General features: G+C 61.1%; 10 protein-coding genes and 3 pseudogenes. 5 read left to right on the top strand and 8 right to left on the bottom strand.

Annotation, left to right across the window (positions count from 1 at the left end; genetic code table 11):
- Positions 1–110: 110 nt before the first annotated feature.
- From H7I57_RS16250 to H7I57_RS16230, 5 genes and pseudogenes are all read right to left on the bottom strand, one after another.
- A pseudogene (locus tag H7I57_RS16250) lies at positions 111–1,097 on the bottom strand (IS3 family transposase); the annotation flags it as partial.
- Positions 1,098–1,368: 271 nt separating this feature from the next.
- Positions 1,369–1,563: a ferredoxin gene (locus H7I57_RS16245; protein WP_264024650.1), complete on the bottom strand. Its 195-nt coding sequence runs from the start codon at positions 1,561–1,563 to the stop codon at positions 1,369–1,371.
- 28 nt (positions 1,564–1,591) lie between these two features.
- Positions 1,592–2,026 (bottom strand): Zn-ribbon domain-containing OB-fold protein, encoded by a 435-nt coding sequence (locus H7I57_RS16240; RefSeq protein WP_264024649.1) that lies wholly within the window; start codon positions 2,024–2,026, stop codon positions 1,592–1,594.
- Positions 2,027–2,275: 249 nt separating this feature from the next.
- Positions 2,276–3,334 (bottom strand): NAD(P)H-dependent flavin oxidoreductase, encoded by a 1,059-nt coding sequence (locus H7I57_RS16235; RefSeq protein WP_264024648.1) that lies wholly within the window; start codon positions 3,332–3,334, stop codon positions 2,276–2,278.
- A gap of 456 nt (positions 3,335–3,790) precedes the next feature.
- Complete coding sequence (locus tag H7I57_RS16230) at positions 3,791–4,807, bottom strand: TIGR03617 family F420-dependent LLM class oxidoreductase (RefSeq protein WP_264024647.1); 1,017 nt, start codon at positions 4,805–4,807, stop codon at positions 3,791–3,793.
- Between the two features lie 576 nt (positions 4,808–5,383).
- On the opposite strand from H7I57_RS16230, the gene H7I57_RS16225 reads away from it, so the two are divergent.
- Positions 5,384–6,199 carry an enoyl-CoA hydratase/isomerase family protein gene (locus H7I57_RS16225; RefSeq protein WP_264024646.1) on the top strand — a complete coding sequence of 272 codons (816 nt, stop codon included), beginning with the start codon at positions 5,384–5,386 and terminating at the stop codon, positions 6,197–6,199.
- Between the two features lie 67 nt (positions 6,200–6,266).
- Here the strand turns inward: H7I57_RS16225 and H7I57_RS16220 are convergent, their stop codons facing one another.
- Together H7I57_RS16220 and H7I57_RS16215 are read right to left on the bottom strand one after the other, a co-directional pair.
- On the bottom strand, positions 6,267–7,196 hold the full coding sequence (locus tag H7I57_RS16220) for an acyl-CoA dehydrogenase (RefSeq protein WP_264024645.1): 930 nt from the start codon (positions 7,194–7,196) through the stop codon (positions 6,267–6,269).
- A 404-nt stretch (positions 7,197–7,600) separates the two neighbouring features.
- Positions 7,601–8,755, bottom strand: a complete 1,155-nt coding sequence (locus H7I57_RS16215; protein WP_264024642.1) for a thiolase family protein — start codon at positions 8,753–8,755, stop codon at positions 7,601–7,603.
- A gap of 648 nt (positions 8,756–9,403) precedes the next feature.
- Here H7I57_RS16215 and H7I57_RS16210 point away from each other — a divergent pair.
- The 3 genes from H7I57_RS16210 (at position 9,404) to H7I57_RS16200 (ending at position 12,309) form a co-directional block, all read left to right on the top strand.
- Positions 9,404–10,120: a FadR/GntR family transcriptional regulator gene (locus tag H7I57_RS16210; RefSeq protein WP_264024641.1), complete on the top strand. Its 717-nt coding sequence runs from the start codon at positions 9,404–9,406 to the stop codon at positions 10,118–10,120.
- A gap of 589 nt (positions 10,121–10,709) precedes the next feature.
- Positions 10,710–11,129 carry a Zn-ribbon domain-containing OB-fold protein gene (locus H7I57_RS16205; RefSeq protein ID WP_264024640.1) on the top strand — a complete coding sequence of 140 codons (420 nt, stop codon included), beginning with the start codon at positions 10,710–10,712 and terminating at the stop codon, positions 11,127–11,129.
- Positions 11,130–11,163: 34 nt separating this feature from the next.
- Positions 11,164–12,309 carry a thiolase family protein gene (locus H7I57_RS16200; RefSeq protein WP_264024639.1) on the top strand — a complete coding sequence of 382 codons (1,146 nt, stop codon included), beginning with the start codon at positions 11,164–11,166 and terminating at the stop codon, positions 12,307–12,309.
- 163 nt (positions 12,310–12,472) lie between these two features.
- Here H7I57_RS16200 and H7I57_RS16195 read toward each other — a convergent pair.
- Positions 12,473–13,000, bottom strand: a pseudogene (locus H7I57_RS16195) (transposase); the annotation flags it as partial.
- A gap of 166 nt (positions 13,001–13,166) precedes the next feature.
- Here H7I57_RS16195 and H7I57_RS33975 point away from each other — a divergent pair.
- Positions 13,167–14,003, top strand: a pseudogene (locus tag H7I57_RS33975) (IS256 family transposase); the annotation flags it as partial.
- Positions 14,004–14,108: the final 105 nt, after the last annotated feature.

Genomic DNA, 14,108 nt, shown 5'->3' with positions numbered 1-14,108 from the left:
GACGACACAGTGCCGCAGACGGGCTATCGCCCGTCAACTACGAGATCAGGGAATCCAAGACCAAGCCGGAAGCGGCATAGGAAACCCTCCACGATTTCCGGGGAACCACAGTTGAGTATTTCGTCGCGTAACCGGCCGTTGAATGACTCGATCCAGGCGTTTTGCCATGGTGAGCCGGGATCGATGAAAAGTGAACCGGCGCTGTCGAATCGGCACCAATCGCTCACGGCGTGTGCGACGAACTCGGGGCCGTTGTCGAAGCGCACATAGCAGGGCGCCCCGTGGGTGAGGGCCAGGCGGTCCAAGACATCAACGACGCCATCGGCGTCGATGCCACGGTCGACTTCGATGGCGAGGGCTTCGCGGGTGAACTCGTCGATCACGTTGAGCATCTTCAGGGTGCGGCCATCGGCGGCGGTGGTGTCGAACTGGAAGTCCATCGCCCAGATCACGTTCGGACGGATCGGTGACATCGCGCCCACGGCGACACCGATCCCGGTCAACCGCTTCTTCCTGCGGCGCTGCGGGACCCGCAGGCCCTCCTCGCGCCACAGTCGGCGGATGCGTTTGTTGTTGACCTGCCAGCCGGCTCGGCGGGCCAATTTGGCGGCCCGTCGCCATCCCCAGCGGGGCCGGTCGGTGGAGAACCGGCGCAGCCAGGCACGCAACTCGGCCTCCTCGGTGATGATCGCAGGTGGCCTCAGGCGCATCGTGGAACGGTGAATGCCCACCACGGTGCAGGCGCGTCGTTCGGATACCCCGAACCGGTCGCGCAGCGCCGTGGCGGCGCCGCGCTTGCGGTTCGGGGTCAGAAGTTTCCCGCCGAGATCTCCTTGAGCATGTCGATGTCGAGGGCCTGGTTGGCGACCAGCTTCTTGAGCCGGGTATTCTCGGCTTCGAGTTCTTTGAGCCGTTTGGCCTCGTTGGCCTTCATGCCGCCGTACTGGGCAATCCAGCGGTGCCACGTCGATTCCGCAATCCCCAGATGTCGGCACACCTCGTCGAGGGGCCTGGCCGGACGCGAGGAGTTTATTGCCCTCGGCGAGCTTGGCGCTTGTTCGATGCCATGTCGTTGCTGATTCTTCCTGCCCGAACACTCGGGCAACAGAGTCCCACAACGACTGGACCACTACGACGGGCTCACCTCAGCGGCGAGCTTGGGTTTGCAGTGACTTGTGGTCAGCACTTTCAGCGCGCCGTCCAGACCGCACCTCCTCAGCACAGTCCAGACCAAAGTGACGCGAGCGGCGTAGATAGGCCTCCGCACGGTCTAGTAGGAACAACTATGGGTCCGCGCTGCGATCTTGTCGAGACCGACCATCAATCAACGGGCCAGACGAGAAGCGAAGCACGGCCAACTGATGTGCATCACTCGTCCTGAAGGATCAGCGCACCCTCGGGACATGCGTTGACACCTTCTCGGGTGGCCTCTTCGTGCTCGGGTTCGACGGTGTGCCGCTCCAACACGCTGTAGCCCAAGTCGTCGATCGGAAACAGTTCCGGCGCAACTGCGTTGCACTGCGCATGGCCTGTGCACTTGGCGCGATCCAACTGCACCTTCATCTCGCCTCCGAGCTTTGAATATTGGGGTTTAGGAGGTTGTCGACTGTGACTCCGCAACCGGGGTGAACGCGTAGGTCAAGAATGACTGTCCATCCATTGTCTCAAAAACGCTCGGCGTAACGATCATTTTCTGGCCAATCGTCAGCCGGCCCGGATCTGCGGTGACGATGAGCCCCTCGACCAGTATTCCGTCGTCGGGCAACTCGATGTACCCGGTGATGTATGGCCGGAAATCCTCACGCTTACCCTTATATGGGTCAGGGGGCGGAAACTCCTGCGTGGTAAACGTGAACAGGGTGCCCTCGGTCGAAAGCTCAACGGGCTCAATGTCGCAGGCATCGTCGAACAACTCCGGACGCTCGGCGGGGAACCTGACGACGCCTGAGCCTCTGCGCCGAGAAGCCAGCAGGACTGCTCGGTCCCCTTCCACACGGAAAAGACCCTCGGCAATCATTTGCGTCATATGAGCTACCTCGTCATACAGCTTGGCGTCATTCGTCGACGATGGGCTCAGACCTGGAATCTGCTCCAGGCTCCGTCCCGCGTCGACCCGAATAGTACATGCATTGTATTGAAATAACTAGATAGCCGGACCGCGGCCGCTCAGCAGATTTGCGAGCTGGATACTGCCGCAGCGTTCTTTGCCGCGGCCGTCCTCCAGGAGAGTTCTGTCGGGGCGCGAAAAGCTGCACATTGTAGGCGTTTATCCGGGTCACTCAATGAGTGTGGCCGTACGTTGCAGGTGCTCAATAGCGTCGGCCACGATCGATTCGATCAGTCCTCGGCACGAAGGCAGGTCGTCGATGATGCCTGCCACCTGGCCCGAGGCCAGCACGCCGGCCCCGGTATTGCCCTCAACTAGCCCAGCCCGCAGCAGGGTCGGGGTTTTGGCGGCTTGGAGGACTTGAGACCAGCTCAGATCCCCGTTTTGTCGCATCGCTACACCGTTGCGGGCCATCTCACGCCAGGACATTCCGGAAAACCGCTGGAACCGCAGCGCACTCTGCGCAGCGTCGAAGAGGGTGGCCGCCCGAGATCCGCGCTCCAGCAAATCGACAAGCGGAGTGCGGAGAACACGCAGCGGCAGGCCGTCCACCCGGGTGGTCACGACGGTACCGTCTAGCTGCGCTTCTAGATAGCGTCGCTTGACGGCATCAGGCACAGGAGAATCGGCGGAGAGAAGAAATCGCGTTCCCATCGCCACGCCTGCAGCTCCGTAGGACAGCGCGGCAGCAAGCCCGCGCCCATCGTAGAAGCCGCCCGCCGCGATCACGGGGATGTCTATTGCGTCGAGAACCGAAGGGAGCAGGAGGGTGGTGGCGACGGGTCCCGTGTGTCCGCCTGCCTCACTGCCCTGCACGATTACCGCGTCGGCTCCCCACTTGGCGACGTTCTGAGCGTGCTTGGTCACCGCTACCGAAGGGATAACGAGCGCGCCGGCAGCCTTTAGCCGACTTATGTGCGCCGCTTTCGGGGCCATCGCGAAGGATGCGACCCGTACGCCTTCGTTGATGATGAGCGCCACGCGCTCCTCGGCGTCGGTAGCATCGGCGCGGATGTTGACACCGAACGGCTTGTCCGTCTGCGCCTTGACTTGCGCTATAGCGCCAGCCAACTCATCCAGCGTCATGGTCGCCGACGCCAGAATGCCTAAGCCACCGGCGTTCGCGGTGGCCGTCACGAGTTGGGCACCTGCGACGAATCCCATTCCCGTCTGCACGACCGGATGCTCGATACCGGTCAGTTCTGTTAGCGGTGTTCGCAGTTTCATGTTCGGTATCCTTGTCCCGCAGCGTAGTTCGCTGTTCATGCATGATTACACGAATTGGTATTGATACGCGAGTATCGACCGCGTTGTTTGTTAGGCCAGCAGACCGGACACCAACCTCCAGTGGCGAGCAGCCGGTGGCGGCCTCACCGCGGTGGGCGCGTCGGGTCGACCGGCTGGGCTGAAATGCCATTCGCCGGTCTACGGGGCGAAGAGACGAAATCCGCGGACGTCGCTCACCATGCACTATGTGCCAACGAAGCTCGATGGGGCACAGCGAACTGACCCCAGCGACGGCTAATCGAATGGAGGAATCTTGATCGCGCCGTGACTCGCTGGCCAGGCAACCGGCGGTTTCCTGATGACATCGGCGGTGCCATCCACCCTTCGCCTTCGTTGCTACGGTCATCGGGAACTGCGGACCGATCACGGCGACCACCCAGCGCGAACTGCCAGCATTCATCTGACCGATAATCGTCGGGCGACTTCCCCATAACGCTCGAAGCTCTCCATATCGTGGAGAGCGTTGTAAAAGATGAGGCGAGTCGCAATTCCTTCGTACTTGTCGACGAGCGCGCCTTCGAGCCCATCCCAAGTCGACTCCGTTGCGAAGGTTCCAAGGTGGTCATCAGTGATTTCAGATGCCATCCCATCGAGGTCTCCCGCCCGCTGCTTCTCTCGAATCCTAGCGGTTGTCCCCTCGAAGCCTGCTTCGTCGAAGATGAAAGAATAGCCGGGGGTGCTTGCGAAGAAACTCAACTCAGCGCGCGCCCGCTCGCGCTGGCGGTAGCGGTCTTCGTCGCTGTCGCCCACGATCGTCATAACCGGCACCATTACCGCGATGTCTGCTGGCATGCGACCCGAAATCGCGGCGCCTTCAGCTATCTTGGGTATGACGTGGCGGGCCAGATAGCCCGGCTCACCGATGATATTGACATGCAATCCGTCTGCCACTTCGCCCGCCATGCGTAACATCCAAAGGTTCACTGCGGCTATATCCACCTTTGGATCCGGTACAGCGATAGGACCTGGACTCCACTGTGGGGGAATGAAGTCGAGATCATAGAAGTCACCGTGGTGGTCTAGCTCGCCAGTCCTGAATGCGGCGAAGCACGCCTTCACTGCCAATACGTAGTCGCGGAGCCGCGGTCCGGGATGATCAAAGGCAACTCCGTAACGCCGAATGATGTGCGTGCGCACCTGTGTTCCCAGCCCAAGACGAAACTTTCCATCGGTAGCCTCTTGGAGCTCCCACGCCGCTGCCGCCGCAATGAACGGACTGCGCGGAAAGGCAACGGCGACGCCGGTAGAGAATTCGAGGCTGGGGGCGGCCTGTGACGCCACCGCGGCGTTCAGGAATGCGGTACGGCCAGTTTCGCCGAATGATAGACCGGAAAATCCGGATGTTTGAGCATGCCGTGCGATCCTACTGATGTCTTTCAATGGACGCGGAACGGTCATAACGTCGACCTGCACTGTTGAATGCTACATCCAAACGACGCCGACGTGACAGTGTTTGGCATCCCGCACGCGCGCCACGGATTTGATGACTTCCTCGACCCGTAACCGGGCGCGTGACGATCTGCGACAGGGATGCCCGACTTCTCGACGCCGTCACGCAGAGCTCTGAACGGCTCGATCAGCTGGGTTCGCCTCCGGGGCAGGCGGGTTGGTCACCTTCCAGACTGCCCTCGGCTGGCCGGGGCTCTCATTCAGAACTCTTAACACGACGGCCTCGGACCATGAGTGCCTCACCTGAGTGAGGTTTCGTCACGGCACGCCGACGCCTGCGTTACCCGCGGGGGAGCGCCTCCTCGCGCTGCATGTCATGACAGGCCTGGCACGAACGTTAAGCCAAATGATATACCTGATATTTCGTATCAAGCGATTCCGACTATACCCCCCGAGGGAGACCCCTGTGCCTGCCAACTTCGCACCGGTGCCACCCTGCTTCGTTGCGACTTTCAACAGTGGCAAGTCGAATACGGCGTTCCTCGTTACCACGACCAACCATCGCGACCTTGTTCGCTTCCGCCGCTGAGCCCACTGGAGATGACGCCCATGCCAGATTCAACGCTTTCTGCCTATGAGGAGTTCGCCCCGCTGTTAGAGATTGAAAGGCGGCGCACCGTGCACGTGCTGACTATTAATCGGCCGGACGCGTTCAATGCGATCAACGAGCCGTTACACCGAATGCTAGAGGAGATTTGGCGCGTATTGCGCGAAGACAAAAACGTGCGGGCGGTCGTGGTCACCGGCGCCGGTGCGAAGGCCTTTTCGGCAGGTGGCGACATGGGCATGCTCCACCGAATGATCACAGACCTAGAGTTGCGCGCCCGCCAAGTCGCTGGGGCGCGAACGCTCTTTAATGAAGTGATCAACTTCGACAAACCGCTGGTCTGCGCAGTCAACGGCGCCGCGGTGGGGCTGGGGTGCACGCTAGCCCTGTTATCAGATTTGATGGTCATGGGAGAAAACAGCTACCTAGCTGATCCGCACGTAGCGGTCGGCCTCACCGCGGGGGACGGCGGCGCTGCGATTCTGCCCTTGCTGATAGGAATGATGAAGGCCAAGGAATACATTCTCCTCGGCGAAAGGATTACCGCTGGAGTTGCCAAGGAACTCAACCTGGTGTCCCGGGTAGTCGAAGACGACAAGGTCTTGGACGAGGCGCTGACACTTGCAGAAAGCATGGCGGCGCTCCCTGAACAAGCCGTACGGTCCACGAAGGCGGCAATGAATTTGCATTTCGGCCGCGCTGCTCTCGGTGTTCTCGAGTACTCATTGGCCGCCGAGTACACCTCGTTCTCAACGGAAGATTTCCGTGACCGAATCAACGGTTTCATTGCGCGCTCAAAGGCAAAGTAGGCCGCCACCTCCTTACGATCACGGGCAACACTCACGTCGCGAGAGTCGGCTAAGCCGCGAAGCGCTGCTAGCGCGAAACGGTCGTACGTTCCTCCAGCTGGCGCTCTGCCAAAAGCCGCTCGAGGTATTGGTAGGACCCGCATAGCGTATTTAGCTGAAATCCTCTCTTGGCGTAACGCGTCACGTCGCGCCCGGTGGTCCTTTCGACCGCCTCACACACTCTGTGGTGCGCGCGACCGGCCATTGCCTTCGCCTTCCGACCCGACAAGCGCCCGCCATACCGCCACGAAGCCTCGAGTACCGCACGCGCGGCTTCCAAGTCAGCGAATGCTTGACTGAGCGTCTCGCGAATAGTCGGCGATAACTCCGATGCGTCTACCTGTGGCTCTACTTCGTTCGCAGGCAGGCAAATTCGCACCTCTTCGTCGGCAAGGGAAATGAGTTCGGTGGCCAGCGCGCGATGCGCCGCGCCCATTGCAAGGTTCCACTCCAGAGTAGCTTCGGCGAGATCATTGGGCAAAGGCCCGCACACACGGTTCCAATTAACCGACGGGTCAACGGTGTTCATTCTCGAGATTTGCATATGACTAGCATCGACGACCCCAATCAACACCTCGCCCAAGGGGCCCCTTACCGGTACTACCAGCCGACTAGCTGCCGGGCCCACACAAATCCCGCTCACCTGCCCGCTACTCGAGCCCGGTTCATCGCCGAACGAAAGATCCGGCAGAATCACGGCATCAGCGGGTTGGCTCAGACGCGCCGACAACTCGGCAAGCATAGCTCTGTCCAAGCAGTCCGTCTGAGCCAGCGATTTACCTTGGGCTCGAAACAGAAGCTCACACGCCTCCACGGGGAACTCATTCTTGACCTGGGACCACCATCGCAGATTGGTCAAATGATCACCTATCTGCGTAGGTAGGCCATCTCGAGCGATTGCGTCGAAGAGCTGAAAGATCTCTTCCTCAGCCAGCTGCCATGCGCCGTCGATGTTCACGGGCCTATCTCCTCTCAGTTTGCAACCCAGGTGCGGGCACTCTGGAGTGGTAACCAATGACGCGCGGCGGGCTCTGCCCACCATTAGGTTCCGGAGGTGGGGCCGGAAGGCGCAGCGATAGTTGTGGACAAGCCCTAATGGAGGTCGACACCGCGCCCGATCCCGGCGTGGCAAGCCGTTCACGAGCTCCGACCGCCCATCACCGTAGCCCATATAGGTAAATAGTATAGCTGAATAAAACCGCGCTGACGATGCAGTCTTCGAAGTAAGAGGCAAAATTACGAACTTCCCTTGCGTGGCGCCGCCTGATGAAAGCGCCGAACCGCCGCACGGCAAGGTCGTCCGTCGGTCCGGTGCTTCACACCAATACCGAATCTGATGAGCTGCTAACGGAACTGGAGAGGCTAGCGAGTCATGATGGCAACTGCCGCAGCGCCCGGCGACCCATACAACTGGGCCAGAGCGACGGAAGGCTGATTCGGCACTTGGCGGTCCCCGGCGCTACCTCGCAGCTGGTGCACCAGCTCGTAAATTTGCCGCAGGCCCGACGCCCCAATCGGTTCACCGTTCGCTATCAGACCACCGTCGGTATTTATCGGTATGCGACCGCCTATCGAGGTTGCACCCTCGGCGATCATTTGCTCCTGTTCGCCGTCTTTGCACAAGCCGGTTTCGGCCATGTGAATCGCTTCGGAGCCGGCGTCGGTGTCCTGTAGTTGCGCAATATCCACGTCCTCCGGACCGATGCCGGCTTCTTCGTATGCAGCTGCGGACGCCTCTGCAGTCGTGCCGGGAATGATCGGCAACTCAATTGAGGTTCGCATCAATTCGAACGAGCCCGCGCGGCGACTTCGCAGAGCGCTGGCCCGGAGATAGATAGGGGTGGGATTGTACTTTTTCGCGACATCTGCAGCGCACACGACGACTGCTGCTGCGCCCTCGTTCGGATTGCAGTACATGTACTGACGCAACGGGGCGTTGACCAACGGGGACGATAGGATGGCATCGGCGGTCATCGGCTTTCGACGCCAAGCGTGCGTCGCCAACGCCCCGTTCGAGAAGTTCTTCTCGGCGATCATAGCGAGAGTGCGTTCCGTGATCCCATGGTCGTGCATGTATCGAGCGATCTTGTAGCCAAAGTAGTGCGTAGTCAGGAACATGCCCTGGTCGCCATACCACTGCGGAAGTCCAGCGACCGACGTATCTGGGCCGCCGAAGGCGCCGCGCGGGTGTTTGTCAAGACCTACTGCCACCGCCAATTCGGCCTCGCCAAGCCGCACGTCGCGAGCGGCCAATGTCAGCACCGTATTACCGGTCGCGCAGCCGGTAAGTGCCGAGCGGGCAGGAATCCCGGTCATACCGACCAGACCTGTCACCGCCTCTGGGTTCGCAACCTCGAAGCTTCCCGCATAAAGGCTTCCGACCTGGCCCCATTCGACGCCCGCGTCGCGTAACGCGCGCGTGATCGCCACCGTACCCATCTCCAGTGCTGAGCGATCGTTATAGCGGCCGAACGGATGGATGCCGACACCGACAATCGCAACATCAGCTGTAGTCATCGCGATGCTCCTTCTGCGCAGAACCCCATTTGAGGCGGGCTGACACGGAGGCCCAGCCAAAGCCGCACTGCAGCAAGACCGTGCAAATGGTTAGTTATTATAGCGGTTTGTAGGGTATAGGCGCTCGCGCCATTTGGCAATCAGGGGGATGTAGCACTGCGGTGAGAAAAACCCGTGGTTCTGACCGTAGCCGAGCACGGCCACCATAGGCATAGGGCGGCCGGGGAAGCCATGCTTATCGCACTGCCATCCTGTATGCTTCGCTTAATATATTGTTTTAATCGAATGAGAGTCATCGATGCACGCCGGACGTGACGGAGTCGACCTTTGCGGCCGAGTGGTAGGTGACGTTGGGTGGCCCCCGTGCCAGGGTGGCGGATTTAGTCGACTCGCGCGCGTCAAATTGGGATGCTCTGGTTGTCATCGCCATGACGACAGCTACGCGGCCCGAGTGCATTGGGCGACAGGGTCGCGTCCAGCAACGTGCCCGGTCGGATTTGTAGCCTCGTGCGGCAGTCGCGCCGCGGTGAATCGGGCGCGACCCCAGGAACGCGCTCTGCGGCTGCAGCAGCGACCAAGAAATGAAGGAGTGCGGCGCCAGTGCCACTTGAAGCTTCTCTAATTAGAGTGCCAAAAGCAGGTGAACTCGTGGCGGCGGAGTTGCGGCGTCGAATCGTCAGCGGTGAGCTCGAGGTGGGGGATCCGTTGCCCAGCGAGGGCAAGCTGATGTCGCAGTTCGGAGTTTCGCGGCCGACTCTGCGTGAGGCGTTTCGTATCCTCGAGTCCGAGCAGTTGATCCGCGTTTTGCGCGGTGCCCGCGGTGGCGCTCGCGTGTTGAAGCCTGATCCCGGCGTCGCAGCACGCTACACAGGAGTCTTACTCCAGTCCAACGGCACACCGTTGGCTGATGTGTATCGGGCAAGGGCAGTGTTGGAAGAATCGGCCATCGCGATCGCCGACGGGCGCCGTCTTCCTGCAAACATCAAACGTTTAGATGCCTTAGTCGCCGAAGGCGCAGAATTGGTGGAGAGCACGCCCGCCTACAGTGAGCATGACGTATTATTTCATCGAACCGTCGTAGAGTTGGGCGCGAACATCACGCTGAAGGTGTTGGCCGACATGTTGTTCCACATCATCGCTGCGCACAACCGAGCCTTTATCGCAGCGCATCCGGAGGGGTATGATGTTCCAGCGAACCGGGTCGCACAGCGTGCTCACGCAAAGCTCGTCAAGCTTCTTGGTGCGGGAGACCTAGGATCCGCGCAGCGCTACTGGCGTCGTCACCTCGAGGGAGTTCAGCACTATATGGTGGGCACGGACTCGAAGGAAACCGTTGTCGACGTGCTGGCGGCTAGTTTCCGCTGAATCGGCGATGCGCATAGGGACGATTGGAATCAGCCGACGATTTCCCGCCAGTGCTGACTGACGGCGGCGAGGTCATCGACGCTGGTGCCGAAACGGCGCCCAGCCGTGACTGCCCTCCGAGGGGAGTGCGCACAAACCGATGAAGCTGGCCTCGGTGTCGAGATCGCACGTTCGACCGCCGCACGGCAAGGCCGCGCCAAGATCGGGGTCTATCGTCTATGCTGTCCGCCGCCACTCCACCGACGGGTTCGCCACTGACGCCGGCGCTGCACCCTGCTACGGCGGCGTCGCGGCCCGACAGCTCAACGGCTGCCTGCACATCGGGCCGTTGACTCGCCATGGACACCCCGGTAGGACTTCCGCCGACGAAAACGGGCCGCAGGACAAAACCGCCACAGCTTTGCGATGCGTCAAGCGACGAAGCGCAGACAGACTCTGCCTGCGCGGGCGGCCCGCTAGTGACTGACTGTACCCGCGGGGCAAAACATGCTAAAAAGTTGAATCTAATACCCATAAGGTCATGGCGACGTTCCGGCCGAAGTTTGGTCGCTACCCTGGCCTGACCCGAGTACGGATCGAAGGTTAGTGAATGGTGAAGCAGGTACTGGCATCGGATGTCTCAAATTGGCCAGCGCCAAACGCGCAGCTCATCGGGGGAAGGTGCGAAGACTGCACGGCCGTCACCTGGCCAATGCAGGGATGCTGCCCCCGGTGCGGAAGCTCGGACATGCGAGACAGACTTCTTCCGCGACAAGGAACGCTTGTCACTTGGACTACGCAGAATTTTGTCCCCAAGTTCCCCTACGCGGGGGGGCAGACCGCGGATACATTCAAGCCTTACGGTGTTGGGCTCGTTCAACTTGAGGATGAAGTCCGTGTCGAGGCACGCCTGACCGAAGCCGATCCGTCGCGACTCAGGTTCGGTATGGAATTGCGACTCGTCTTTGTGCCGTTCTACACCGATGATGACGGCAATGAGATTGTCACATGGGCATTCGAACCGGTCTAGAAGTCGCAACCGCGACCCAGCGAAGGAGCAGAACATGAACGATGTTGCCATTGTCGGTGTGGGTATGCACCCCTTCGGCCGCCACGGGCACAAGTCGGGCATCGAAATGGCCGTCGACGCAATCCATCTCGCTTTAGCCGATGCCAACCTCGCTTGGAAAGACATTCAGTTCGCGGTGGGCAGCAGCTACGAGGTCGATCACGTTGATGCCGTGACGGGAACGGTTGGTCTGACCGGGATTCCGTTTACAAATGTCTACAACGGATGCGCTAGTGGGGCCAGTGCGATTGAGCAGACAGCGGACGCGATCAGGCTCGGCAAGTACGACATCGGCATTGCTGTCGGTACCGACAAACATCCGCGGGGTGCCTTCACTGCCGATCCCTCGATATTTGGCCTGCCCGCTTGGTATGCAGAGAACGGCCAGTTGGTTACCACCAAATTCTTCGGGATGAAGATCAATCGCTACCTCCACGATTACAGCATCTCCCGGGAAACGCTGGCAAAGGTCGCGGCAAAGAATTACCGGAATGGCGCTATCAACCCAAAGGCCTTCCGGCGCAAGCCTATTTCCGAAGAAGATATCCTTTCGTCGGGAGTCCTCAATTACCCGCTGACGCAATACATGTTTTGCGCGCCCGACGAGGGAGCCGCCGCTGTGATCATGTGCAAAGCCAGTATTGCCGCTCGCTTCACGAGGCGGCCAGTGTTACTGCGTGCGACGGAAATTCGAACGCGCTCATACGGCGCCTATGAAGTGCATGCTGCTTCGGCTCCCGTCGCAGAGGATGTTGCCCCAACGGTCTACGCGTCGAAGGCCGCATACGAACGCGCCGGTGTAGGTCCCGAGGATGTCGATGTCATACAGCTGCAGGACACCGACGCCGGAGCTGAAGTGATTCACATGGCGGAAAACGGGTTCTGCGCCGACGGTGAACAGGAAAAGCTGATCGCTGATGGCGCCACGGAAATTGCTGGCACGATGCCGATAAACACCGACGGCGGTTTGATAGCGAACGGCGAACCTATTGGCGCATCCGGGCTGCGTCAGATGCATGAGCTCGTGCTGCAACTGAGGGGCGCTGCCGGAGATCGCCAAGTACCCGGGTCGCCGAAGGTCGGCTACGCTCAGGTGTACGGCACTCCCGGAACTGCGGCGGCGTCTATTGTCACTCTCTGATCGCAGTTGATTGAGACTGGCGGTCGAGTGCTTCCCAAACAGGTCACTTCGCTCAGAGACCAGCACCAGTCTGCTTTCCCTGATCGCCGCAACAGTCGGGAATTTGCCGATCAGACGAGGATGTCCCGAGTTCCGTGGAACTTCGGTGGCGGCCCGGTGAGCATTAGGCTGCGCTCACCTCGTCATTGTGCACGTTGGGTACGACAGATTTGGCAACCTGGCTTTCGAGTGCAGCACGGAGTGTCGGCAGGTGCAGGTGGCCGTTGATGCGGCGGAACTGCTTGCCGGCCTCGACCATCCCGGCCGCGCACCAGCGCAGCGCCATCTGGCCGTCGCGCCAGCGTTTGACGTTGCCGGCGTGTTCGCGGCAGACCGAGAGCATCGACTCGATGCAGTTCGTCGAGCGTAGTGATCCGCGCCAGCGCGGGTGGCACACCGAGACGGAGTACCGTCAGTGTCTCGTCGAGGCCCTCGCGCAGGCTCGCTGCCGCACTTGGGTGGGTGCGGTCGAGTTCTTTGGCCAGGGCCAGCAGCGCCGCTTCGGCCTCCAGCGCCGAGTCGGCATGGTAGGCGTCGGTCATCTTTCTTCCGACGCTGGTGCGAAGTCGTTGCGGCAGATGATTTTCACGTTTCTCACTTTGTGGATCTGGCAACGCTGAATGACCGGATGATCGAGTACGTCGCGGACTGAACCGCCCCGGTGAGTCCGGAGACCGATATTGGGAGGATCTGAGTTATGGCACGAGTCAGCAAGTACCCCGACGAGCTGCGTGAGGTCGTGTCCCACAAGCGGTGTAAAAGATCCGGATGTAGGTTCCCTCCAAGACCGGGAAGTCTGAGGAAAGGCACCCACGTCCGTGTCGAAGAGGATATCGCCTGCCCAGCGGTTGCAGGCCGAGATTGATGGAGTGTTTGCCGGCGGCGAGGATCTGGCGGGTGCGATAGAGGAGTTGCCCGGTTCGGTGCCCGGTTGCTGCTGCAGTCCCCGATCGAGGCTGAGGTGACCGCGTTTTTGGGGCGGGATCGCTGCCAGCGGGTCGCCGCGTCGGGTGAGGACAGCCGCGTCGGGATGCGCAACGGATACTGCCCGACCACGGTGAAGACCACCGCCGGGCCGGTGACGCTGCAGCGGCCGAAGGTGCGCGACACCACCGAGCGGTTCGCCTCCCAGCCGTTCGGGAACGGCGTGACGAAGACTAACGCGCTCGAGTCGCTGGTGATCGCCGGGTTCGTGCGCGGGTTGTCGACCCGGGAGTGCAGGCCGCGTTGACCGAGGCGCTCGGCGAGTCCGCGGCGGTGTCGAAGTCCACGATGTCGCGGGTGTGCGAGGACATCGCCGCCCAGTTCGAGGAGGTCGGCCGCCGCCGGCTTGACGAGGTGGCGCTCGACGACTTGTTTTTGGACGGCAGTCACTTCAAGTACCACCAGGGCGCAGCCGCCGAGCCGGTGCTCGCGGCGTGGGGCATCGACACCGACGGAAAACCGGTGTTCGTCCGGCTCGAGGCCGCCTCCAGCGAGTCCGGCGACGCATGGGGGGGTTTTTGCGCGGACTCGGCGAGCGCGGGCTGGCCTGTCCGCTGCTAGTCATCGGCGACGGCGCACCCGGGTTGATCGGCGCCGCCGAACGCACCATGGGTGCTGCGCTGCGGCAACGCTGCCGGATTCATCGCGCCCGCAACATCGTGGCCAAGGTGCCCACGATGTGGTTCCCCCGAAATCGTGGAGGGTTTCCTATGCCGCTTCCGGCTTGGTCTTGGATTCCCTGATCTCGTAGTTGACGGGCGATAGCCCGTCTGCGG

Source organism: Mycolicibacterium pyrenivorans (assembly GCF_025821625.1).
Taxonomy (GTDB): domain Bacteria; phylum Actinomycetota; class Actinomycetes; order Mycobacteriales; family Mycobacteriaceae; genus Mycobacterium; species Mycobacterium pyrenivorans.
This window is presented reverse-complemented; position numbering and strand designations above follow the sequence as displayed.